At 69.6% G+C, this 23668-nt stretch carries 20 protein-coding genes; 5 read left to right on the top strand and 15 right to left on the bottom strand.

Annotated elements, in window-relative coordinates; translation table 11 throughout:
* Nucleotides 1-181: 181 nt before the first annotated feature.
* Nucleotides 182-526, bottom strand: a complete 345-nt coding sequence (locus ACIHAA_RS30690; protein ID WP_399822904.1) for a cupin domain-containing protein — start codon at nt 524-526, stop codon at nt 182-184.
* 245 nt (nt 527-771) lie between these two features.
* Here ACIHAA_RS30690 and ACIHAA_RS30685 point away from each other — a divergent pair, with 245 nt between their 5' ends.
* The 4 genes from ACIHAA_RS30685 (at nt 772) to ACIHAA_RS30670 (ending at nt 4430) form a co-directional block, all read left to right on the top strand.
* Nucleotides 772-1638, top strand: a complete 867-nt coding sequence (locus ACIHAA_RS30685; protein WP_399822902.1) for a polysaccharide deacetylase family protein — start codon at nt 772-774, stop codon at nt 1636-1638.
* Between the two features lie 123 nt (nt 1639-1761).
* Nucleotides 1762-2451, top strand: a complete 690-nt coding sequence (locus ACIHAA_RS30680) for a hypothetical protein (RefSeq protein ID WP_399822900.1) — start codon at nt 1762-1764, stop codon at nt 2449-2451.
* Nucleotides 2448-3959: a hypothetical protein gene (locus ACIHAA_RS30675; RefSeq protein ID WP_399822898.1), complete on the top strand. Its 1512-nt coding sequence runs from the start codon at nt 2448-2450 to the stop codon at nt 3957-3959. The genes ACIHAA_RS30680 and ACIHAA_RS30675 overlap by 4 nt, the downstream gene beginning before the upstream one ends.
* 111 nt (nt 3960-4070) lie before the next feature.
* Nucleotides 4071-4430: a DUF1330 domain-containing protein gene (locus ACIHAA_RS30670; RefSeq protein ID WP_399822896.1), complete on the top strand. Its 360-nt coding sequence runs from the start codon at nt 4071-4073 to the stop codon at nt 4428-4430.
* Between the two features lie 43 nt (nt 4431-4473).
* Here the strand turns inward: ACIHAA_RS30670 and ACIHAA_RS30665 are convergent, their stop codons facing one another.
* The 4 genes from ACIHAA_RS30665 to ACIHAA_RS30650 all read right to left on the bottom strand — a co-directional run bounded on the left by ACIHAA_RS30665 (nt 4474) and on the right by ACIHAA_RS30650 (nt 8390).
* On the bottom strand, nt 4474-5466 hold the full coding sequence (locus ACIHAA_RS30665; protein ID WP_399822894.1) for a phospholipase D-like domain-containing protein: 993 nt from the start codon (nt 5464-5466) through the stop codon (nt 4474-4476).
* A 248-nt stretch (nt 5467-5714) separates the two neighbouring features.
* Nucleotides 5715-6890, bottom strand: a complete 1176-nt coding sequence (locus tag ACIHAA_RS30660) for a GDSL-type esterase/lipase family protein (protein ID WP_399822892.1) — start codon at nt 6888-6890, stop codon at nt 5715-5717.
* A gap of 57 nt (nt 6891-6947) precedes the next feature.
* Nucleotides 6948-7517, bottom strand: a complete 570-nt coding sequence (locus ACIHAA_RS30655) for a TetR/AcrR family transcriptional regulator (RefSeq protein ID WP_399822890.1) — start codon at nt 7515-7517, stop codon at nt 6948-6950.
* A 201-nt stretch (nt 7518-7718) separates the two neighbouring features.
* Nucleotides 7719-8390: a TetR/AcrR family transcriptional regulator gene (locus tag ACIHAA_RS30650; protein ID WP_399822888.1), complete on the bottom strand. Its 672-nt coding sequence runs from the start codon at nt 8388-8390 to the stop codon at nt 7719-7721.
* A gap of 210 nt (nt 8391-8600) precedes the next feature.
* Here ACIHAA_RS30650 and ACIHAA_RS30645 point away from each other — a divergent pair, with 210 nt between their 5' ends.
* Nucleotides 8601-9461, top strand: a complete 861-nt coding sequence (locus ACIHAA_RS30645) for a hypothetical protein (RefSeq protein WP_399822886.1) — start codon at nt 8601-8603, stop codon at nt 9459-9461.
* On the opposite strand, the gene ACIHAA_RS30640 is transcribed toward ACIHAA_RS30645, so the two are convergent.
* From ACIHAA_RS30640 to ACIHAA_RS30595, 10 genes are all read right to left on the bottom strand, one after another.
* Nucleotides 9451-9888, bottom strand: a complete 438-nt coding sequence (locus tag ACIHAA_RS30640; protein WP_399822884.1) for a GNAT family N-acetyltransferase — start codon at nt 9886-9888, stop codon at nt 9451-9453. The two genes, ACIHAA_RS30645 and ACIHAA_RS30640, sit on opposite strands and share 11 nt — an antisense overlap.
* A gap of 94 nt (nt 9889-9982) precedes the next feature.
* Nucleotides 9983-10762, bottom strand: a complete 780-nt coding sequence (locus tag ACIHAA_RS30635) for an SDR family NAD(P)-dependent oxidoreductase (RefSeq protein WP_399822882.1) — start codon at nt 10760-10762, stop codon at nt 9983-9985.
* Nucleotides 10763-10844: 82 nt separating this feature from the next.
* Nucleotides 10845-13526 (bottom strand): non-ribosomal peptide synthetase, encoded by a 2682-nt coding sequence (locus tag ACIHAA_RS30630; RefSeq protein ID WP_399822880.1) that lies wholly within the window; start codon nt 13524-13526, stop codon nt 10845-10847.
* Between the two features lie 441 nt (nt 13527-13967).
* The gene (locus tag ACIHAA_RS30625; protein WP_399822975.1) at nt 13968-14477 is read right to left on the bottom strand and encodes a GNAT family N-acetyltransferase; all 510 of its coding nucleotides are present in this window, start codon (nt 14475-14477) and stop codon (nt 13968-13970) included.
* Nucleotides 14478-14488: 11 nt separating this feature from the next.
* Nucleotides 14489-15538: an NAD-dependent epimerase/dehydratase family protein gene (locus tag ACIHAA_RS30620; protein WP_399822878.1), complete on the bottom strand. Its 1050-nt coding sequence runs from the start codon at nt 15536-15538 to the stop codon at nt 14489-14491.
* Nucleotides 15535-17502 carry a fatty acid CoA ligase family protein gene (locus ACIHAA_RS30615; protein ID WP_399822876.1) on the bottom strand — a complete coding sequence of 656 codons (1968 nt, stop codon included), beginning with the start codon at nt 17500-17502 and terminating at the stop codon, nt 15535-15537. Before ACIHAA_RS30615 ends, ACIHAA_RS30620 begins: the two co-directional genes overlap by 4 nt.
* Nucleotides 17502-18470 (bottom strand): hypothetical protein, encoded by a 969-nt coding sequence (locus ACIHAA_RS30610; RefSeq protein WP_399822874.1) that lies wholly within the window; start codon nt 18468-18470, stop codon nt 17502-17504. The genes ACIHAA_RS30615 and ACIHAA_RS30610 overlap by 1 nt, the downstream gene beginning before the upstream one ends.
* Nucleotides 18471-18472: 2 nt before the next feature.
* A complete protein-coding gene (locus tag ACIHAA_RS30605) occupies nt 18473-19522 on the bottom strand; it encodes a 3-oxoacyl-ACP synthase III family protein (RefSeq protein ID WP_399822872.1) in 1050 nt (349 codons plus the stop codon).
* Nucleotides 19523-19589: 67 nt separating this feature from the next.
* A complete protein-coding gene (locus tag ACIHAA_RS30600) occupies nt 19590-22394 on the bottom strand; it encodes an AMP-binding protein (RefSeq protein ID WP_399822870.1) in 2805 nt (934 codons plus the stop codon).
* 10 nt (nt 22395-22404) lie between these two features.
* Nucleotides 22405-23259 (bottom strand): SAM-dependent methyltransferase, encoded by an 855-nt coding sequence (locus ACIHAA_RS30595; protein ID WP_399822868.1) that lies wholly within the window; start codon nt 23257-23259, stop codon nt 22405-22407.
* Nucleotides 23260-23668 lie beyond the last annotated feature (409 nt).

Genomic DNA, 23668 nt, shown 5'->3' with positions numbered 1-23668 from the left:
GCACCCGTCAGGACGGAGAATGGCGGCCGGAGGATGCCTCCGTTACGGATCACGGACAATTCCGCGGAGATCCAGGGACACTTGCGGCCCGCGCCCGGCGGCGGAAGGCGGCGCCGCCGGTGTGCGGCGCGCCCCGTCGCAATGCCCCCCGGCCGCCGGGGAAGGGCGAACTCCCGCACGGTCAGAGGCTGATCGCGTACGCCTTGCGGAGCGTCTCGTGCACCGTCCACGTCGTGCGGTCGCCCTCGCGCAGCACCGCCATGTCGCCCGGTCCGACGTGCAGCGTGGGGCCCTGTTCGACCTCGATCGTCGCGGAACCGCTGATGACGACGAAGAGTTCGTCCGCCTCGGTGTCGGTCACCACACCGGGCGTGATCTGCCAGATGCCCCGTATCTGCCGGCCGTCCTCCGACTCCCAGACCACTTGGCCGGTCACCTCCGGGGTGCCGGAGACGATCTGTGCCGGGTCGAGCGGCTCCGGTTCGAGCTCTGCGTCGGGGATGTGGACTGCGAAGCTGTGCGTCATGGCGCGACCCTAGCGGGGCCCGCCCCGCCCCGGCCGCCGACAGTGTGTCGCCTGTCGGCGGGGATCGGCGGACACCACGCCCGCCGTCCGCCACCAGGGCAAATGATCAGCCAAGGATCGTTGGTGATCTTTTGTCCGTCGCCTCCCCGGTTCCGGGCTTGTCGCATCGTACGGTTGTCCGGACGGGCGTCGGTCCGTTGATCAGCTCTTCGACTGATCGGCTCTTCGACCAGGTGGGGGACTGAATGACGACCAGGCGCCGGACGCTGCTGGCGGCCATGGCGGGAGGCGTGCTCGCCGGCTGCTCGGGCCCGGAGAAGAGCATGTCGGGCGGGGCGCCCTCCGCGTCCGGCTCGCCCACCGCGCCCGCCGTCCCCACCACGCGGCCGTCGGCGACGGCGCCCGCGGTCACCCGCGCGGAGATCGTCGCCCGCTACGGCCACTCCGCCCCCCGCAGCTGGGGCTTCGAGGCCCCCGGTGTGGTGCAGCGGCTCCCGCGAGGCACCCGGGCGATCGCCCTGACCTTCGATGCCTGCGGCGGACCCGGCGGCAGCGGCTACGACCGGGCGCTGATCGATTTCCTGCGCGCGCGGAAGGTCCCGGCGACACTCTTCCTCAACTCCCGCTGGATCGACGAGAATCCGTCGGAGTTCCACCGGCTCGCCCAGGACCCCCTGTTCGAGATCGCCAACCACGGCACCCGGCACCGCCCGCTGTCGGTGACCGGACGTTCCGCCTACGGCATCCCCGGCACCCGCGACGCGGCCGAGGTGTACGACGAGGTGGCCGGGAACCAGGCCAAGCTGACCCGGCTGCTGGGCGCCCCACCGCGCTTCTTCCGCTCCGGCACCGCCTACTGCGACGACGTGGCGGCCCGGATCGTGACCGACCTGGGGGAGCGCTTCGTCAGCTTCTCCGTCAACGGCGACGGGGGCGCCACCTTCACCCCGGGACAGGTCCATGCCACCGTCGTGTCGGCCGGTGAGGGATCCATCGTCCTGTGCCACATGAACCACCCCGCAGGAGGCACGGCCCGCGGAATCGCCGCGGCCGTTCCCGCCCTGCTGGCCAGGGGCCACACCTTCGTCCGCCTCTCGGACGCCCTGACCTGAACGACGCCCGCCCCCCGGCCGCCGCAACTCCCGGCGGTCGCTGCCCGGACAGGGCTATCGTGCTCAACGGGCGTGCGGTGAGCGCCCGTTGGGTTGCTGTTGCTCGACGTTACGGGGGAGCGCATGTACGTACTGTCCCTGGCGGCTCTGCTCGAAGAGGCCGCGGCGGATACGCGGAACCAGAGCGGCAACATCCGGGCTCTGAACGAGCTGCTGCAACCGCAGAACCTGCGGCGGCTGCGGGAGTTCGCCCGGGCGTACTGCTTCCTGGCGTTCCACAGCCGCGACGCCGAGGTCGCGGACTATGTGCGCGCGGGCACCCTGGCCGACGACAGCGGTCCCGATCTCCTGGTCCTGTTCACCCTCGACGAACCCGCCCCCATCGTGGTGCCCGTGGGCGCCGATTCGCTGCGTTCCTGGGCGGATCTGGACATCGGCGTCCACCCCTCGTACCGTATGGTCCGGGCCTTGTTCGAGGGACGGCCGGTGCCACCGCTGCCGGGACTGGTCGTCCTGGACGATCTGGCCGAGGAGTGCGAGGCGCTGTACCTGCCCCTCGGTGACCTGGACAACGAACGCGCGGTACGCCAGCGCCTGCGCCGGGTGTTCGCGCTGATCAACCATGCCGCCGCCACGGCCAAGCCCGGCAAGTACCTGGACGACCTGGGGCTGGAGCTGTACCGGCAGGGGATCGAGCACATGCGCACCGACCGTGTCTCGGCCCGTGAGTGGCTGCTGCGGGCGTTCGACACCACGCGGGCCAACCTCGGTGACATCGTCACGACCATCGGCCTGACGGGACTGACCTCGTGACCGCGCCCACCCTGGTCACCTGCCCCGCTCCGGGGGCCGGGCCGCTGCTGGAGGTCATCGACATCCTCCTCCAGGAGGCGCTGCTCGCCGGTCGGCAGACCGCGGCCATGGCCTATCGCGGGCCGGAGGCGCCTTCGGCGGAATACCGGCGGCGCCGCAACCGCATCCTGCTCGCGCTGACCCTGGCGGCCGAGGAGGAGATCGGCCTGCGCTTCGCGGCCGACCTCCCGTTCGTCGTCTCGGCTCCCGCCGTGCAGGAGGGCGCGCCGTTCGCCGGATACACCGCACAATGGCCCCAGCTCACGCCGAGCCAGTGGATCAGCGAGCTGTTCGTGCGCTGGAAGAGCTATGGACCCGGCGAGGACACGGCTGAGGACGAGTCGCAGGAGGACGCGGAGGGCCGCCGGGCCGCGCTGACCGACCGGCTGCTGCGTGCCGCGCTGTGGCACTGCGTCGCCACCGACGCCCAGGACGCCGTACCGGAGGCGGTGCGGCTGATCGTCGAGCTGGCAGCCACCGGACAGGCCATGAACGCGTCCGCGGCCGGAGACGCTGTGGCGCTGCTGCTGCGGGCAGCGGGGGAGGAGACCCCCTCGGCCCGCGACCTGACCCGTGTCTTCACGCGAGACGTGCCCGCCTCGCCGGAGCAGTGGGTGACAGGACCCCTCTACTGGCCGACGGAGCCCGCACCCGCGCTCGGCCGGTCCGCACAGCGTGCGGCCAACTGGATGCTGGCCTTCGTCCACGCCCGTCTCGACCGGGTCCGTGCCGCCCACGACTTCGACACCTGGGTCTCGGCGCTGGCCGAGGTCACCTGCGCCGCCGTCACCTGTCGGGGCGGGCTGCGGCAGGCCGTGGTGCGGCTGCCGCTCGGACTGAAGACGGTGTGCGCGCAGTTCGAGGAACTGCACGCGGACTTCCCCTCGCTGTGGGTCGCACTGGAGATCCGCGGCATGGGCGCGGCACTGGACTACAGCCGCGATGTGGAGAAGAAGTTCCGTGCACTCGGGGACACCACCGGCAGGCGGTTCGCCCGCGAACGGGCCCTGCTGCCCGAGTCCTTGAGGAACACCTCGGAGCCTTCCGCGGTCTGGTTGCGGCCGAGCTGGCGCACGGCGACCGCACTGGTCGACCCCTGGCCCGCGCTCCGCCGGGTCGACGACCCGTCCGCCTACCAGACGACTCCCATCACCGAAAAGGAGCTGTGGGCCCACCTGGGGCAGGGCCCCCGCAGCCCGGACCTGCCCGCCCTGTCCGAGATGCTCGACCGGTATCCGTGGCTGCATTTCGCGCACGGGCTGCGTGCGGAGGCGCTCGCCGACGAAGGTGATGCAGGACCTGCGCTGTCCGCGCTGGTCCCGGCACTCGTCCTGGCGCCGGAGCAGCCGGGGGGCTGGGCGCTGCTGGCCCGTCTGCTCGACCGGCGGCGACACACCGCCGCCACGGGTGCCGCACTGCGGATCTGTAGGACGGTCGAGCGGATGCGGGACCGGTTGCACGAGAGGTGAGGAAGGCCGGGCCGGACCTCGCGGTCGCCCTTACCTGACAGGTCATCGACCCGGCCCGGACGCCGTGCCACGCTCGTCTGCATACGGAGCCCGACCGACCCGGAGGACATCATGTCTGCCTACGCCATAGCCCACCTTCAGGAGTCCGCCCCGCACCCGGAGATCGCCGAGTACATCGAGCACATCACCTCCACCTTCGAGCCGTACGGCGGCCGCTTCCTCGTGCACGGCGCGCAGCACGAGGTGAAGGAGGGCAGCTGGCCCGGTCATGTCGTGGTGATCGTCTTCCCCGGGATCGCCGAGGCGCGGGCCTGGTGGGACTCCCCCGCGTACCAGGAGATCGCGCCCCTGCGCGCGCAGCACATCGCGGGCGACATCATCCTGGTCGAGGGGGTCCCGGAGGGCTATGACGCGACAGCCACCGCGAAGACCATGCGTGAGGCCATGCGGAGCGTGTCCGCCGGTCGTTGATCCGCCGGACCGTACCGGACCGGACCGCGGGCTGCGGTTGCGGTCAGGCGGACGTTCCTCCCGCGAAGTCGCTGTCGAAGGTGGTCTCCACGGTGGTGGCGACGGACTCCGCCACCCCGGTCCCCGTGAGGACGATGCCCAACTCCCGGTTTCTGTCGAGCGAGTTGCTGCTGATGTTCATGGACCCCGCCTCCACCTTCTGGGTGGCGAGGCCGTAGTCGGCGACCATCGCCTTGGCGTGAATGTAGAAGCCGTTCGGGTCGGAGTACCCCACGACGGTGCCGCCCGCCGCCTTGATCGCGGACACCTGGCGGGAGTAGCCGGACGGGCTCTCCAGCACCACGCGTACGGCGACGCCCGCCTTCGCCCGTGCCACGACGGCGTTGACCACACCGCTGTCGCCGAGTTCCAGCTCCTCCACGTCCAGCGTTGCCGTGGCACCGTTGACCAGGGAGAGCAGTCTGCTGCGGGAGTCGGTGGGGGACCACAGAAGGTGGTCGCCGTCGGTGGGGGTGACCGGAGTACCCGCGTAGTCTGCGTCGAAGACCTTCTCGATCGAGGCGACATCGCGGCTGTCGTCGTCGAAGACGCCGTAGTCACGGCTGGTCTCGTAGTACTGCGAGGTGAGGTTCCCGGTCAGGACCAGCGACGTGGTGCCGTCCACGGTGATGGTCTTCTGGTGGGTGTAGACGAACGCGGAGGACGACCATGCGACTCCGATGCCCGCGCTCTTCAGGGAGTTGTACGCCGGGCCGTCCTCGCTCTGGTGCTGACGGTCCAGCACGACCCGTACGGTGACACCCTTGTTCTTCAGGGCTATGAGGTCGTCGACGGCCGTGGTGTCCTCCAACTCGTACATGGTCATGTCGAGGGAGCGGGTGGCCGAGTTGATGAAGTCGTAGACGGCGGGCTGGCTGCCACTCCGGGAGAAGGCGAAGGCGGAGTAGTCGGCGGCGTGTGCGGGGATCGCGGTGGCGAGTACGGCGGCACCGGCCGCCGTGGCGACACCTGCACGCCCGAGGAGCTTCCACAGCATGCGTGACTCCTGGTCGGGGGACGCTCACCGGGGGAGGACGTGGTGAGCGCGTGCATGACACCACGCGCGTAGAACCCGAAGGAAGGGCAGTGCGGTGAACTCGGCGCGACATGCGGCCCCATGAACCGGACAAAGCGGAATCCGTGCAGATGGGGGGCGGTTCGAGCGATGCCCCCGAATCGGCAAAGGCTTGGTATCCGGCCGTCCCCGCCCCCCGTCCCGCCCCCTCTGGTCGGGCCCCTGCCGGGTCAGCCGGTGGCGGGGGCGAAGGGGCCGTCGGTGCGGAACGCGAGTCGTGCGAAGTTCTCGCCGATGCGGCGGTGGCCGGCCAGATCGGGGTGGACCTCGTCCGGCAGCGGCAGTTCGGCGTAGTCCTCCTCGCCGTAGAGTTCCCGGCCGTCGAGGTAGTGAAGATGCGGATCGTCGGCCCTCCGCTCGTCCACGATCCGGGCGAGTTCGTCGCGGATGACCCGGAGCGTCAGCCGCCCGGCGATGCGTTCGGCCGGGTCACCGGTGGCCTTGAGGCGCATGGTTCCGCCCTCGGAGTCGGGCAGGAGGGGGCCGGGAGTGTCCTCCTGGATCGGGCACAGGATGGCGGAGACGACCAGGAGTGGTGTGGTCGGATGCCCTTCCCTGAGCGTGTCGAGGAAGCCGTGGACGGCGGGTACGAAGGCGCGCAGCCGCATCACATCGGCGTTCACGATATTGATGCCGATCTTGACACTGATCAGGTCCGCCGGGGTGTCGCGCATCGCGCGGGCCGTGAAGGGGTCGAGCAGCGCGCTGCCGCCGAACCCCAGATTGACCAGTTCCACCCCGGCCTGTGCGGCGGCCAGGGCGGGCCAGATCGCGGTCGGATGGGGCGCGACCGAGCCATGGCTGATGGAACTGCCGTGGTGCAGCCACACCGTGCGCCCGCCGTCCCCTACCGGTGTGACGGGGGCGTCGGTCCGCAGGGCGATCAGCTCGGTGATCTCGTTGTGAGGAAGCCAGATCTCGATGTGCTTGTCGCCGGAGGGCAGACCGGTGAACCGGGCGGTGCCGGGCGGGCCTTCGCGCAGCTCGACCGTCTGCGCGGCCATGTCCACCACCTGTGTCCTGCCGCCGGGCACGGTGGCCTGGGCGGCGAGGCGGCCGTCCACCAGCAGGTCGTAGACGCCGTCCGCCGGTTGCGGGTAGCCCTCGTAGGCCCTCTTGGTGGGCAGCGTGTCCAGCTCGACGGCGGTGGCCCGGGTGCGGAAGACCACGCGCACGCCCGACGGCTGGGCCTCGGCCATGGCCAGCTGGTCGTCGGGGATCTGCCGCCGCGCCGGGGCGGTGAGCCGGTGCGGCAGCAGACCGTGCGAGGTGTGTTCCACATCGAGGGCGCCGCGCAGCATGTCCGGGGTGAGCGGGGTGGTGATCCAGTCGTGCTCGCTGTTCATGGCCTCAGTCCGTCGGTCGAGGTGTCCGGGTGGGTGGGTGGGTGGCGGGCGGGACGGTCAGGGTGCGGTCCGGTTGCGGAGCAGGGTGTCGAGCGAGTCCACGACCCAGGACCAGGACTCCTCCGCGGGGACGGCGGTATGGCTGAAGCCTCCGCTCATCTCCAGGCTGATGTAGCCGTGGAACACACTGCCCAGCAGGCGGACCGCGTGGGTCTGGTCCGGCTCCGCCAGGTCGTAGCCGCGCAGGATCGCCCGTGACATCTGCGCGTGCCGTACGCCCGCACTGGCGGCCGCCGTCCCGGGGTCGAGCCTGAGCCGGGCCGCGTCGTAGCGGCCGGGGTGCTCCCGGGCGTAGTCGCGGTAGGCCTGCGCGAACGCCATCAGGGCGTCCTTCCCGGCCCGCCCGGCCAGGGCGTCGGCGACCCGGTCGGCGAGTTCCTCCAGGGCGAACAGGGCGATCCTGGTCCTGAGGTCCTGGGAACCCTTCAGATGCGAGTAGAGACTCGCGACCTTGACGTCGAACCGCCGGGCGAGTGCCGAAACCGTCACCTGCTCGAAGCCGACCTCATCGGCCAACTCGGCCCCTGCGCGGGTCAGTCGCTCGGTGGTGAGTCCTGCTCGAGCCATGGCTCTCCTTCCCTTCGCCGATATCCATTATGCATTCACCTAATACTTTTAGGAACGGGGGCGGCGGCTGTGGATGTGCTCCGAGGCTTCAGCGGGCGGGTTGGGGGTTGCCGCGGGGTGGCCCGGCGGCGCTTCAGCGGACGGGTTCGGGGCTGCGGCGGGGCGGTCCGGCACTTCCGCGGGCCGGTCCGGGGCTCGCGTTCACTGCTCCGGGTCTCCCGGCGGCTGTTCCGGGGAGGCGGTCGCGTGCAGCCCCGAGCAGAGCAGGCCGAAGGCCGGAAGTGCCGCCGAGGCGACCGCGTCCCGGGCGACTTGGGGTGACTCGCCGGACATGATGCGCCGTCGCACCTCCCGCACGGCGGCCCGGTAGGTACCGGCGACGGCACCTGCCACAAGCGCGGCCATCGGGAGCCCGACGCCGTCCGATGCCCCTGTACTCCGCGGCGGGTGCTCGGCCAGGGCGGTCGCCAGGGCGGCCTCCGCGCGTTCGCCGATCTCCCGTTCCCGTGCCCGCAGTGCCGGACTGTCGCCGATGACCTGCCAGAACCTCGGGGCGCCGGGCCGGAGTCCGAGCGTCGGCTCGTCGCGCCGCAGGGCGGCCAGCAGATCGTCGCGGACGGCCTCCGCCGGGCAGGCGCCGGGAGCGCGATCGCGCACCAGTGCGGCGAGATGCCCCTCGACCTCCGCCTGGCGGTCGAAGAAGAGGTCCTCCTTGGCGGGGAAGTAGTTGAACACGGTGTTGGTGGACACCCCCGCCTGCCGTGCCACCTCGGCCACGGTGACCTGGTCGAAGCCGTGCTCCAGAAACAGCGCCAGTGCCGCATCGGCGATCGCCGTGCGGGTCTGCCGCTTCTTTATCTCTCGAAGGCCCATACCCAAATGATAGTGTCACGCCAAAATTGCAGTGACACCAAAATTCTGGATTCCAGGGGGACATGACCATGCCCTTGACCTTCGGCATCTACCCCGGCGGCCTGCTGGGCGACGAACAGGGAGTCGTCAGCCCGGTCAACTCCGGACGACCCGCGCCGCGTCGTCGAAGCACTCGACCGGCTCCAGGGCGACAGCGCCGCCCTGTTGTCGGTGCGCGCCTACCGCCCCTTCGCCGGCACCGTGACACCGGAGGAGCCCCCCACTCCCGCCGACCCGGAGGCCTGCCTGCGGCCGGGGCGCCCGCTCGACCTCGTGGTGCAGTTCCGTGAGCCGTCGGGCGAGTTGGAAGGATGGCTGGACTTCATCCGCACCACGGTCCGGACAGCCGGGCCGCGGCTGGCGTCACTCCAGATCTGTGAAGAGCCCAACGCCACGCTCCCCGCGCTGGACGGCAGCACCCCGAACGTCCTGAACGCGCTCGTCCAAGGGGTCGTCGCGGCCAAGCGGGAGGCCGAAGCCCTGGGGTTCGATCTGGCGGTCGGCTTCAACGCGGTACCGACCTTCGACCCGGCCGACACCTTCTGGCCGCGGCTGGGCGACCTGGCCGACGCCCGCTTTCTGCGGAGCCTCGACTATGTCGGCCTGGACTTCTTCCCGGATGTGTTCCGGCCCCTCCCCGCCGACCGGCTGGCAGCGGCGGTCGCCGGGGTCCTCACGGCCCTCCGTCGCACCGACCTGCCGAAGGCCCGGATTCCGGACACCGTCCCGCTGCGCATCTGCGAGAACGGCTGGCCCACCGGCCCCGGCCGCACCGAACAGCGACAGGCCGAGACCCTCGAAACCGTCGTCCGGACCGTTGAAGCCCTGTCGGCGGACCTGAACATCGACGCGTACTCGTTCTTCGCCCTGCGCGACGCCGACAGCGCGGGCAACAAACTCTTCCACCGCTTCGGCCTCCTCCGCGACGACTACACCCCCAAGGCCGCCTTCGACACCTACCGACGGCTCATCGGCGAACTGGGCACCCGGGCACCTCGGTTGCCGCTCACCGAGAGGCCTGCTACCCGTTGAGCGGAAAGCGGTAGACGGTCGACTGCCGGGCCCGGAAGCCGACCCGCTCGTACAGCCGGTTCGCTGCCGCACGATCCGGCCGGGACGTGAGATCCACCGTACGAGCGCCCGCCTCCCGGGCGATCCGCACGGCCTCCTGGGTGAGGAGACCGGCGACCCCCAGGCCGCGCGCCCCGCTGTCGACGACCACATCCTCGATACGGCCCCGCAGCCCCGACGCCAGAGGCAGCAGCACCAGAGTCAGCGTCCCGACGACCGCCTCCGGTGTCCGGGCGACAAGGATGGTGGTGGCGTCACAGGTCACCATCCGGTCGACCGCCTCGTGGTCGAGCGGCGCTGCCGTGGCGGACAGCTGCGGCAGCAGCCGGGCGAAGGCGTCGACCAGTTCGCCGCTCGCCTCCCTGACGATGTCCACGCGGACGTCCATACCGCGACCCTAACCGCCGCCCCGCTCCCGGAACGGGCGCGCCGCATCCCGCATGGCCGGATCCCGGCCGGTTCCGCGCGGGCGACCCCCGGCCTCAGTGGACCGACAGTCCGCCGTCGACAAACAGGGACTGTCCGGTGATGTACGCGGAGGAACGGCTCGCCAGGAAGACCGCCGCGCCGGCGAAGTCCTCCGCGAGACCATTGCGGCCGAGCATCGTACGGGCGGCCAGCTCGGCCACCTTGGCGGGATCGGACGACAGCCGCCGGTTCAGCGGGGTCATCACAAAGCCGGGGACGAGGGTGTTGGCCGTGACGCCGTACGGGGACCAGGCCTCCGCCTGGGAACGGGCGAGCGACTCCAGGCCGCCCTTGGAGACCCCGTAGGCGCCGCTCTGGACGAAGGCCCGGTGCGCCTGCTGCGAGGACACATGGATGATCCGTCCGAAGCCGCGCTCCGCCATCGCCGGGCCGAAGCGTCGGCCGAGCAGATAGGGCGCCTCCAGGTTCACCGCCATGGTGGCGTCCCACACCTCCTCCGTCAGCTCGTCCATCGGCGGACGCAGGTTGATCCCGGCGGAGTTGACCAGAATGTCCGGCTCCCCGAAGGCCGCCGCCGCCTCCTCGGCCGCCGCCCGTACCCCGTCGCGCGAACCCAGATCGGCGCTCACCCAGGCCGCCCGGCAGCCCTCGGCGGTCAGTTCCCCTACGGCGGCCGCGAGTTGGGCCTCACGCCGTGCCACGATCACCACGCTCGCCCCCGCGTGCGCGAGTGCCCCGGCGATGGCCCGCCCGATCCCCGAACTGCCGCCGGTGACAAGGGCGGTGCGGCCCTCCAGCGAGAAGAGATCGGTGAGGTAGGACTGCGGGGTCATCGTCATATCCCTGGCTCGGACGTACGGACGCGGGGAGTCCGCCGGCTGGTCGGCGGCGGTCGATGCCCCGCCGGGAACGAGCCTATGGCCTTTCGGATCTGTGATCGGTCGTCCCGCCCTTGCGAGCGGACTCCAGGAGCCGGCTCGTCGCTGCTGGATCCTGTCCCCGGTGCGCTGCCCGAGTGACGTTGTGCAGCGTGGGCCGGCCGACGAGATCGCGGATCTTCGTTTGGAACTCTCGCCTGTCCTCGGGGGCGGTGATCTCCTGCGCGACGTGTTGGAGCATGGTAAGCAGTTCGAGTGAGTCGCCGCCGAGGCGGGTGAAGTCGGATTCGGGAGTGAGGGTGTCCGGATCCACTTCCAGAATTTTTGCCCAAATCCCCGCTATGGCTCGGTGGGCGGCGTCGTTGCTGCCCTGCTCTTCCTCTCGCTCTCCCTGCCGTATGCGGAGGCTTGTGGGTGAGGGGAGCGCAGCAGTGTCAATTTTTCCGTTCACGGTGAGCGGGAAACGGTCGAGAACCTGGATGGCTGCGGGAACGAGGTAGGAGGGAAGAAGTCGTGCCGCGTGTTCCTGGATGGGCTCGGGTTCGGTGTTTCCTGTGATGTAGGCACACAGGGCGGCCGGGCCGTCGCGGCGGACCGGTCTGGCGAGGACCACGGCCTGGGTGACATCCGGGTGGCTTTCGAGTGCGGCTTCTACTTCTTCGGGTTCGATGCGGTGTCCCCGGATGGAGAGTTGGCCGTCGCTGCGTCCGAGGTACTCGAGGAGTCCTTCGGGAGTGAGCCGGGCGAGGTCTCCGGTGCGGTAGGCACGGGTGCCGTCGGCGAGTGTGCGGAAGCGTTCGCGTGTCAGATCGGGACGATGGAGGTAGCCGCGGGCGAGTTGCGCGGTGGCGAGATGAATTTCGCCTCGCTCGCCGTGGGGGACGGGGACGCCTCGTGGGTCGAGGAGGTGAACGGCGGTGTTGTCGGCGGGGAGGCCGATGGGGACGGCGTGGCGTGCTGCGTCACGTTCGGGGTCGAAAGTGTGAGTGATGCAGCCGATGGTTGCTTCGGTGGGGCCGTACTCGTTGATGATGCGGCAGTCGGGGCCGAACATGTCCTGGCTGCGGGCGGCGAGTTCGCCCCGCAGTTGTTCGCCACCGACGACGACGAGGCGAAAGCCCCGGGGCCGGACATCGAGGCGGGTGATGAGTTCGAGGTGTGCGGGCGTGACCTTGAGCGAGTTCGCTCCGGAGTTGGTGAGGGCGTCGGTGAGGGTGATGTGGTCGGGTTCCTCGGGGATGAGGGTCACGCTGCCGCCGGCCAGGAGCGGCAGTAGGTGGGCGGTGCCGGTGAGGTCGAAGGCGAGCGAGGTGAATACCGCGAACCTGGTGTCTTCGCGGATGCCGTACTGGCGGATCGCCCAGCGCGTGTAGTGGGTGATGGCCGAGTGCTCGACCATGACGCCTTTGGGCTTGCCCGTCGACCCGGAGGTGTAGATGACGTACGCGAGGTCGTTCGGCCTGGGGCGGCAAGGGCAGGAACTGTCTGCCGACGGTTCCTGTGCGGGCGAAGGGCCCATGAGGTCTTCCAGCTCGAGAGCGGGGCACGGAAATCCGTCGTGCCCGCTGTGGGCGTCGCCGCCGACCAGGCAGAGGGCGGCGCCTGCGTCGGCCAGGAGTGCTGTGGTGCGGCTGTGGGGGTGGTTCGGATCCAACGGCAGGTAGGCGGCACCGATCTTGAGAGCGGCCCAGAGCCCCGTGATCGCCGATGCAGTCCGGTGGCTGAGCAGACCGATGAGGGAGCCGGCTCCCGCACCGTGCTTGCGGAGCGCGGTGGCAACGGCGTCGGAGCGGCGGTCCAGTTCCGCGTAGCTGAGTCGGCCATCGGGCCCGAGCAGTGCGGTCGCGTTCGGGGTGCGCTCCACCTGCTGCCGCAGCATCTGGACGAGGGTGGCAGGGCGGTGTGCTGCCCGCCGGCCGGTGACCGAGGGGCCGCGGTGAGCGGTGGGCAGCAGTTCCTCCGCGATGGCATCAAGGATCTGCTCGGCCTTCCGGGCAGCAGCGGGTTCGGTGGGGCGGGCCATGGTGAGCCGAGTGGTGCCGCCGAACTCCGTCGCGGCCAAGGCGAGTGGAATGAGGGGGACCCGCTGGGGCAGCGTGTACACATCCGTGGGCTGGAAGCCCGGTGCCTGCAAGTCTTCTTCGTCGACCCGGCCGAGATGAGTGATCAGGGCTGAACACGGATACCGGTTCACGGCACGCGTACCCATGTCACCCAGGCTCAGGATCGTACTCAGCGGCCCCAGGGGGATCTTGAGCGCGACGGCCTCACTGCCCCTCGTGAGCTCGTGGTTGTGCTCCAGAGCGTGCAGCAGTCGCTCGTGCCACTGCTCCCAGCCTTCCCCGGCCTGTCCGTCGAGGAAGACGGGAAGGCTGAGATTGGCGGTGGACCGCAGACCCGGACGGTGCCGGCGCAGGTCGACCGGCACCATCACGCGTGTGGCATCACCGGTGGTGCGCGTGAGCGCAGCAGCAGCTTTGGCGACCACCGCCGCATGCGAGCCGTCCACCGTGCGATGCAGCCACCCACGGCCGGAACCAGCCGCCCGGCGGCCCAGTGGCGAGCGGAACCGTGGAACCAGGCCGGGCCGCCGACCCCGCGCACCGAGTTCGTCGAGCAGAGCCATGTCGGACAGCCCGGACCGGGCACCCAACGGCTCCTGGTCACGCAGGGCACGAAAAGTGTCCAGGACCCAGTCGAGTACGCCCCGGCCGTCCATGACCGCATGGTGGGCTCGGAAGAGCAGCGCGGGCGCGTCCCCATCCCGTAGGACTACTTCGCAACTGCGCCCGGCGCTTGTGTCGAGCGCCCCGGACGTCTGCGCACCCCAGTCGCCCACGGTGCGGACTCCGGGTGCTCGTTGGCTGTCCACCCACACCGTGCCACGCCGTACCAGCCGCGCCCCGGGGCAGGCAGCTGCCGACCGAGCGACCGCTTCGGCCACTCTGCCCTCATCGAGAGAGCCGGTTCCCTCCACGACGTATTGGATGGCAAAGGGTGGTGCCGACCGTTCTCCGGCAAGGTAGATCCACTCGCTCGGGGACACGAACCGCCGAAAGAGGCCCGAACCTGACACTGCTTCACCTGAAAATTCCTGCTGCTGGTGTCCCGCCATCTCTACTTCCCGCCGATTGCAGTCATGGTCAGATTGCAGTAATGGTCAGACCCGCATCTCAAGTACTCTGCATGGCCAGGTGTCCGCGGTGCCCGATCTGTAGACCCGTATCGACTCCGCGGGCCGGAATCCCAGTCTCTGGTAGTGCCTGACCAGTGCGCCGTCACCGTCGTAGCAGTCCGTCCTGAGGAGGCCGATCCCGCGGCGCACCGCCTGTGCGCAGGCATCGTCGACCAGTGCCCGCCCGACACCCCGGCCGGTCAGCTCGCGGTCCGTGACGAGCAGCAAGATGTACATCTCCTGCTCGGCCGCGGAGTCCACATACGGCTGGGGCGTCTCCGACAGGATGGACACACCGGCAACGGTGCCCTCGAGTTCGGCAACGCGGACGGTCATTTCCTTGGCATAACGTCGAATGCGTCGCACCGAGGCAGGTTGCGAGGACCAAGGATCCGCCCCCCACTGCGCGGTTCGTCCACGCGTTGCCAGCCATTCGGTGGCTTTGTCCAGCAGGCTGAGGGTGGCGAGAGCGTCGTCAGGGCCGCCCTCACGCATGTGCAGTGTGTTCAATGGGGGGCTCCTTGTGGGAAGTTCCGGAGGTACTGGTCGACGCCACCGATGCTGTCGATCCACTCCGTCAGCCGCGCCATGCCGGTCTCGTGGTCCACTTCCGGTGCGACCAGGTCACGCCGCGCCGCCGAGGTGTCGTACGTCGCCGAACGGGTCAGCAAGGCCAGTGAGTAGCGCGAGAGCGGTGGTGCCGAACGCCGGGCCAGCGGCGGTAGTTTCCAGAGCATGTCCGCGGTGAACGCGGCAGCGCGCAGCAGGCCGGGGGAGACCCGCTTGGTGGGCGGCGTGCCGCCGAAGCGTGCGGCCAGGTCGGCGAGCGTGCTCCAGACCTCCACCGGCTCGGGGTCCGCGATGAAGTACGCCCTGCCGCCGACTCCTTCGGCACGGGCGGCGCGGACGCCGGCTGCGGCGGCGTTGTCGCAGTGGCACAACGAGGCGTGGACCTGTCTGCCGCCGGACAGGTCGGGCAGACTGCCCGTCATCATCTGGGCAAGCAGCCTGGGCATGAAACCGGAGTGGTCGCGCGGACCCCACACGGCACGGGGCCGCAGGGCGACCGTGGTGAACTCCGGCCGGTCGGCGGCCAGCACCATCCGCTCGGCGGCGGCCTTGGTCTCCGAGTAGAGGTTGAGGAAGCGGCGGGGGTAGGGCTCGCTCTCGTCGATGCCGAGCCGGTCGCCGTCACGGACTCCCATCAGCGCACTGGGGCTGCTGATGAAGACGAACCGACGGGCCCCCGCCTCGCGGGCCGCCGTCATCAGACGCCGGGTCCCCTCGACATTCTCGTCCAGGAACTGGGCCCGCGTGCCCCTGTCGGTCACCCGTGCGGCACTGTGGTGCACGGCCTCGATGCCGTCCGCCGCCGCACGCAGCGACGCGGTGTCCCGCAGGTCTCCGTAGGCGAAATCGATGCCCGGGACGGTCCGCAGGTACTCCAGGTCGCTGTGTTCGCGCACCAGCACCCGCACTTCGTCCCCGGCGCGCAGACAGGCGTCGACGATATGGCTGCCCAGGAATCCGGACGCGCCCGTCACCAGTACCTTCATGCCGCGGCGGCCTTCCTTCTGCGCAGGGCCGTCCGCCACCATGTGGCCCCGAAGAGCAGGGTGAGAGCGGCGGTGGCCCGTGGTGTGCGCCCGCTGGCGAGCTCTTGCTCCATGCGCAGGGCGGCCGGTATCTGCGCCGCGTGGACGACGACGCTCAGAAAGACGTCGACCCACCACAGTGCGGTGAGAGCCGGATGGTCCCAGGGCAGGAACGGCCAGGCCGCGATGTAGGCCCAGCCGAGCAACGGCACGGCCCGCAGACCCAGGTCGCCGGCCGTCGGGCGGAGCCGTTCGGTGAGACGGTCCTCGGCCCAGCCCGCGAGCAACTCCCTGCGGATCTTGGCGTTGTGCCGTACGTCCACCGGGAAGCCCGGGTGCACCAGGAACCGGGTGACGGGCTTGGTCATGGGGTTGCTCGCGCCCAGGTCGTGCAACTCACGCTCGATGCACGGCCATTGGGATGTGTCGGTGTCCGGCGCCAGCTCCACGCACAGCACCGGTTGCTGCTCACCGTAGGGACCGACGCCCACCAGGGCGGAGCGCTGCACGGCAGGATGGGCGTTGAAGACGTGCTCACAGCGCACCGTGTGCAGATCGCCTTCGGCGGTGCGGACCCGCTGGCTCTTGCGTCCGCAGAACCAGATCCGTCCCTCCTCGTCGATCCGTCCGACATCACCGGTGCGGTGCCAGCGGTGCTCACCGTCCTGGATCTTGTGGTCGGCGTCCGCCCGGGGAGACCTGAAGTACCGGGGGCTGACGGCCGGGCCGCGCACGACGATCTCCCCCGGCTCTCCCGGTGCCGTCGGCAGGTCCGGGGTCCAGCGGTGCACCGGCCGGTCACTGATCGTGATGGTGCGCAGCGTGATGCCGGGAGCCGGGCGGCCCAGGCACACACCGAGTCCCGCAGCCGGTCCCTCGGCGATCCGGGTGAGCGCCGCGCGGCTCTCCAACTGAGCCATCGGCAGAGCCTCGGTGGCCCCGTAGGTGCTGTACACGCGTGCCTCGTCGGTCAGTACGGCCCGCAACCCGCGCATCAGGGCGGGGCTCACCGGGGCGCCGCCCGAGATGACCAGGCGCAGCGAGGGCAGTGCGGTTCCGGACTCGGCGAGATGGGAGGCGAGCGGTGCCAGCAGGGCCGGGGACGCGAACATGGCATGGACCGAGAAGCGCCGTATCACCTCCGTCAGGGCGGCCGGGTCGGCGGCGCCCACCCGGGCCATGTCCATCTGCGGGACGACCACGGTGCGTCCGCCGACCAGGTCGAGAACACCCATCAACGGCATGGTGACGAGAGAGGTCGTCAACTCGTCCGTGTAATGCCCTTCTTCGACGCTGTGGGCCATGCCGCGCAGCATGCCGACGGTGAACTCGACCGGCTTGGCCGGGCCGGTGCTCCCCGTGGTGTACCCGATGAGCGCGAGATCGTCCGACCCGTTCTCGGTGGCGGGCGGCTGCTCCCGGCCGGTGCCGAGCCCGATCAGCTCCGTGAGGCCCGAGCCGTCCCTGCGGCCCACCGAGACCGTCGCCCGGAGGCCGGTGAAGGCACGAGGACGCAGCCTTCGCAGGACCTGGGCCGACGGGACACCGATGAAAGCCTCGACCTCCACCTGCTGGAAGCAGCCGAGCATGCGGTGCAACCCCATGCCGGGATCGACCACCACCGGCACGGCGCCGAGGTGCATCATGGCGAAGACGAGCGTCAGGAGGTTGCCGCCGGGAGGAACCAGCAGGGCGGTACGGGTGCCGCGGCGAAGACCGTGCGCTTCCAGCCCGGCCGCGCAGGCCGTGACCCGGGACGCGAATGCGGCGTAGTCGACCGAGGTGTACTCCGCCCGGCCCGACGCGTCCTTGCGGTCACCGTCGGGGTGGATGACGGCGGGCGCGTCCGGCGTACGGGCCGCGTTCCGGGCCAGCAGTCCGGCCAGTGATGTCTGCCGGGGGGCTCGCGGTGGTCCGGCGGGCATCAGCGGGCGGTTCCGTCGGTGGAACCGGTCAGCCGGTAGAGGGAGGCTGCCGAGGCCGGTCCCGCGCCGACCGCGACGAACAGGATCGCGTCGTAGTGCCGGAGGCGGCCCGCGTCCTGTGCCTGACAGTAGCCGTGCACGAGCGCCGAGGTGTGCGGGTCGCCGTGGATGCCCTCGGCGGTGACGGCGGCGTCGGATGCGAGGCACAGGCGCTTGGCGAGCTGTGCCGGGAAGCCGGGCGAGGGCTGTGAGGTGACCAGCAGAACACGATCCAGCTCCATTCCGCAGTCGTGGCCGACGTCCGCTCCCGGTGCAGCCGCGGCCCGCTCCCGGGCAACGACCGCATCGACGGTGTCCACCGCGAGATCCAGCATGCGTTCGACGGCATCGCTGTCACGATCGACGCATACCGTGCTCCGGCCCTCGGACCCCACCTCGGCCACCGGCAGATAGCCGTTGACCCCGAACCCACCGGAGCGGGAGGAACGGTGGTGGAGGCGGCCGAAGCCGTCGGCGTCCCCGGTGTGCTCCAGGAGCAGCGCCGCTCCGGTGCTCGCGTACGGGAAGGCGTCCGTGTTGGCCCGGGACGGGTCCATCGAGGGGTGGGTGTCGGCGGACACCACCAGTACACGGCGGGCGGTCCCGGTGGACAGCAGGGCGTCGGCTGCCTGGACGGCGTTGAGCGTGCCGCAGGCCCCGTTCATCAGGTCGAACGAGAAAGCGGCTTGCTGGCCGGGCGAATGGAGGTAGTCGAGGTTGATGCCGATCCGCTTCTGGACCAGCGCGGCGATGGACGGTTCGACGATGTTGGAGTCCCGGTAGACACCGACGTTGATGAGGACGTCGACGTCCGCGGGGGTGAGTGCGGCGCGCTCCAGGCACGCGAGCCCCGCTGCCGCCGCGTGGGCGATCGAACTGCCGGTACCGTCGGCCGGGCTCAGTGCGGCCGAGGTGATGACGGTGGCCATGGTCACACCTCCAGGGAGGAGACGGTCGCGGACAGGAAGCCGGTCACGACACCGGAGGCGGCGGGCACCATGAGCACCTTCGAACCCCTGGGTATCCGGCCTTCCGCGAGTGCTTGGTGCAGCACCAGGTAGTGCGAGGTGCTCGCGGTGTTGGCGAGCCTGTCGAGAACGCTCAACGACGGCGGCATCGGCACCCCGAAGCGACGCCTGCCCACCCCATTGATGAAATCGACGAACCGGCTGCCGACCTGGTGCTGGATGACGAAGTCGTACCTCTCGTCGGCGAAGGTGCTGCCACGCTCGGCGAGCTTGTGACGGTGGAAGGCCGGCCACAGGGAGAGCCGGTCCTGCGCGTGCATCTCCTTGTTGTCCGTGTACATGGCCAAACCACCTGTCTCATCACTCGGCATCCCCAGGCACAGGTGTGAGTACTGCGAACTGGTCATCAGCTCCACGTCATGGATCACATCCCGCTCGTCGGTGGCCCGGTCCAACACGACGGCTACGGCGGAGTCGCCCACGGACATCGACGCGAACTGCGGATCGCGGCTGTCCTCCATCTCACGCGCCGCGGTGAAGGCGATGGGTGTGATCTGCTCACCGCTGAGCACCAGGCCGTTGCGCACGGCACCGGAACGAATCAACCGGTCCAGCAGGAGGACACCCGTGGTCATGCCCGCGCAGGCATTGGACACATCGAAGTGGATGGCGTCTGCGGCGCCTAGCTCCCTTGCGATACGAAAGGCAAACGAGGGCTCGAACTGGAGGCGACGCCCATCCGCAAGCCGACTGATGGAGCAGGAGATCACGACATCGATCTCCGCCGCGGCGAAGCGCGATCGCTCCAGACAGTCCCGGGCCGCCGCAACGGCCATCGTCAGGCTGTCCTCAGGGATGTCCGCGACATCATCGGCAACGCGCCGCTCCAACATGCCCGTCACCTTCACCAGATCAAATTCCGGCGCCTTCTCCAGGTGCCCGAGAAGATCCTCCGTACTCATCACATTCGACGGCAGATAGGCCCCGATGGACTCCAACCGGCTACTGCTCACAATCTCCCTCTCAGGTGAACACGTCTGAAAAGAACGTGGGGTGTCATCGCATTCGTGCTGGACGCGGTCAGCCAGTGGGACCGTCCTGCATGTTCCGGTCGATTTCCCGGCGGAACAGCGCTTGGAAGGCGGTGACATGGGGTGGTGCGGTGAGTGTGTGGTGCTCTCCCGGCACCTGGATGTAACGGGCGGGTGTGGCCGAGTACGTGTCCCAGTGGCGCAGGTGGTCGATCCAGGCCTGTTCGGCTCGGTGGTCGGCGACGTCGTTGAAGACGGGGAGCGGCGGCGGCGAGGCGCCATGGAAGATGGTGATGGACGGTACGGTTCCCTCTGGTTCGTACTGTGCGCGGACTTTCTTCAGGCTGTCGGCCAGGGTCATCCACGTCGTGAATTTCTCGAGGTCCATGTCCAGCTCGGCGAGCCGGCCGGCCGGTGCCAGGTCCATGACGGTCCGTATCTGCTGCCGCAGGGGAAGTCCCCTGATCTCCGCGGGGAGTTCCTCCGACTGTTTCTTGTCGAGGAAGCCGAGGAAGTGCGAAAGGACGGAGACCGTGACGGAGAAGTCCAGGCCGCTCAGCAGGGGGCGGAGGACCGGGGGGAAGTCGATGCCACCGAGGAAGGCGACTTCCTCGCCCTGTGACTGGAGTCTCCGGGCGATCGCGAAGGCGATGATCCCGCCGGAGGAGTATCCGGCCAGGGCGTAGGGGCCGTGCGGTTGCTTCTCCCGGATCGCCCGAGTGTAGGCGGAGATCATTTCATGGTGGCTGGTGAACGGAGTCTCGCCGTCGGTGAAGCCGCGTGCACGGATGGCGTAGAAGGGCCTGTCTCCGGTGAAGTGCCGCGCCAGGTCCAGGAGGACCAGGACCTCGCCCGCGCCGGGATGGACGCAGAAGAGAGGTGTCTTCGTCCCGGTCTGCTGCATGGGGACGAGGGGGTCGTAGTCGTCGTCGGTCTTGGCTCCGCCCGCGGAGTCCTCTTCGAGGCGAGCTGCGAGAGCGCGTGGGGTGGGAGCGGTGAGGAGATCGATGGTCTGGAGACGGGGAGCGCCGAGGCGGCGGACGGCGTGGCCCCGTAGACGCAGCAGATCCAGCGACGTTCCGCCGAGGTCGAAGAAGTTGGCCGTTGCGCTGATGGACGCGGGAGGGATCCCGAATATCTCGCCGTAGATCTCGACGAGTGAGCGCTCTCGTCCTGTGCGCGGAGAGGAATATTCTCCTGTGCTCCGGCGCATCACTGCGGCAGTCGCCTCGATGGCGTCTTCGAATTCCCCTGCTTCGAGACGGGCGCGCAGCCTGGTCCGTGAGATTTTGCCCAGGCTGTTCTTGGCGAATGCTTCGCGGGGGAGGGGGATGGTGAGCGCCGGGCGGAACCCCCAGTGCCGGACGACGGTGTCGCGGACTGCTGTCAGCGCGCGATGGAGGGAGGGTTCGCTGTCAGGAGCGGCCTGCGGGTGGAAGGCGATGACGAGCTGTTCGGTGTCGCTCCCGTCCGGGCGGGTGGGGAATGCCGCCACATAAGACGGTGTGATGCCCCCGAGTTGTCCGAGTACGGTCTCGATTTCATGGCTGAAATAGTTGATCCCGTTGACCAGGATGGTGTCTTTGCTGCGGCCGGCCAGAGTCACCCGGCCGTCGGTGAGCCGACCGAGGTCGCCCGTGCGGAACCATCCGTCAGAGGTGTACGCCGAGCGGGTGGCCTCCTCGTTCCGGTAATATCCGGAGGTGATCATGGGCCCGCGGAGTTGGACCTCCCCGCAGCCTCCATCGGCCACTGAATTGCCTTGGGTGTCGCATATCCGGATGTCCAGCTGTTGCACCGGGTTTCCGACACCCGCGAACTCGTGCTCCGCGTCCGCGTCGGGAAAATCGCTGGAGTAGATGATTCCGGCGCAGGATTCCGTCATCCCGAACGCCGGCCACAGAGCGTCGGATCGGAGCCCGGACGGAGCGAAGTTCCTGAGGAATTCCGTGCCCGTCGCACACGGGACGGCTTCGCCGCCGCTGATGACATGCCTCAGACGGGTCAGGTCGAGAGCGGTGTCCGGAGGTCCTTGCCGGTGGGCGGTGTTGATGAGGCCCAGCAGGAAGTTCGGGGTGAAGGTCGTCGTCACCTCGTGCCGGGAGGCCAGACGCAGGAAGTCGAGCGGATCGTCCAGTACGACCTGTGAGGGCACATGCAGCTGTGAGGCCCCGAGGCGGACCGGGAGGAGATGGAACTCCAGAAGTGCCGAGACGTGGTCGAATCCGATCCAGTTCATCATGACGTCCGCTGCCGTGAGCGTGCGGGCCTGCGTCTGGGCCGTCATCGTTGCCAGGAGGTTGGCGTGGGTGAGCATCACTGCCTTGGGCCGGCCCGTGGACCCGGAGGTCAGCATGAGCAGGGCGAGGTCGTCGGGCGCTGCGTCATACAGCTCACCGGAAGGAGAGTGGTCCGAGAGGTACTCCGCGGTGGCGACGGACAGGCCGGGGAGCTCGGGGGCAAGGCGCTCGCTGGTCACCAGCAGCGGCTCGCCCAGCAGCTGGTGCACATGCCGGTGGTGCGCCACTGCCTGCTCGGCGCTCCCGGCAGGGGGCGGCAGCGGACACGGCACGAAGCCCCCGAGCTGGCAGGCCCAGAAGACCGGGAGAAACGATGCCGCGTCATCCATCCGGACAAGGACGCGGTCCTGCGGCCGCAGTCCGCGGTGCCGCAGCCCGGCGAGCACGCGGAGCGCCTGGTCGAGGAGCTCCGGATAGCTGCTGAGACGGAACTCGGCGCTGCTGTCCCTCGAAAAGTAGTACAGCTCCGCCTCGGGGTGTCGCTGCGCCGCAGCAGGCAACAGCTGCCCGACATGACGTTCCCTGACGGGCGGGGGGTGCTCTCTGCTTTGCATGACGAGATTCCTAAAACGTGTTCCGTGCAGTGAAAAAGGTGATGCGCCGGGAACTGGAGAGTGGTCGCCGGTAGCGCTCCGACAACTCATCCAAGGTGCCCTCGGTGACGTTCCAGCCGAGCGACGGAAGAAGTTCGGTGATGCGCTGCCGCGGTTCGTTGTCTGCGATATCCGTGATGTCTATGCCGTAGGCGGCGTACATGGCACCCACGCGCTCATTGGCAGGTGATGCACTCTGCGTGTCCTCGGCCGTTGCCCACACGCCGATCGAGCTCCCGGGGGCTGACAGGGCGTGCACGGTGCTGAAGAGCTGGTGCTCGGCGGCGGCCGGCAGGTATGGCAGCAGGCCCTCCATCAGCCATGCCGAGGGCAGCGAGGGATCGAACCCGGCCTTGACGAGTTCGGGTGCCCACTCCTCGCGCAGGTCGGCGGCCACCGCCCGCCGCTCACAGCATGGCCGGGCGCCCGCCCGGCCCAGGGCCTTCTGCTTGAAGTCCAGTACGGGAGCCTGGTCGAGCTCGAAGACCGTGCAGCCGGACAACCCGTCGAGCCGGAACGCCCTTGTGTCCAGCCCGGCAGCCACGATGACGACCTGGCAGGCCTGGCTGCTCGTCAGGTAGTCGTCGAGGTATCGGGTGCGCAGCGCCACCCCGTCGGCAGCCAGCCCCAGAAGAGTCCTCTCCTCCTCGCCGACCTGGGTCAGACTGGTCGGCAGGGGGTTGGCCAGCTGCGCGGCACGAACGAGCGGGGCCGCAAGGCGGTCGGTGAACAGCGCGTCGTTCCTGGCGCTCTCGACAGCCCGCAGGGCAGCGACAACCAGTGCTGTGGATCCCGTACCCGACAGGGCTGGAGAAGGGTTTTCCATACTGAATTCATCAACCTTTCTTGCGGGTTGGCGCACAGCCGAATGGATCGCGCAGGACCGCCGACCGCGGGAAGGGACCGAGAACTCATGCGGCGGCCCGCGGACCCGATTGCTCTCACCGGACAGTTCCCGGCCCGGTCTGCGGCCTTCCTGGGCCCCGTCTGCGCTGCCGCACCGGGAGGGCGGCGACCCGCGGATCAATAGTGGGGCTCCGGCACCCGGAGGTGCATCACGAGACCACGTGATCTTTTCCGCCGAGCCGTCCCGGTCCCTGCGGAGTTCCGGAAGCGGGCGCATGACCCTGGCGAAGCGAGGTCCTCGGGCAATCGTCCCGCACCTGCCCGGACGGTCTTCGCTTGCAGGCCACCCCATGAACCCGCCCGCCCACGGCTTTGCCGCCCACGGAGAT

It is taken from the genome of Streptomyces sp. NPDC052040 (genome assembly GCF_044548405.1).
Taxonomy (GTDB): Bacteria; Actinomycetota; Actinomycetes; order Streptomycetales; family Streptomycetaceae; genus Streptomyces.
The sequence above is the reverse complement of the archived record's forward strand: the minus strand, read 5'-3'. Positions and strand labels throughout refer to the sequence as shown.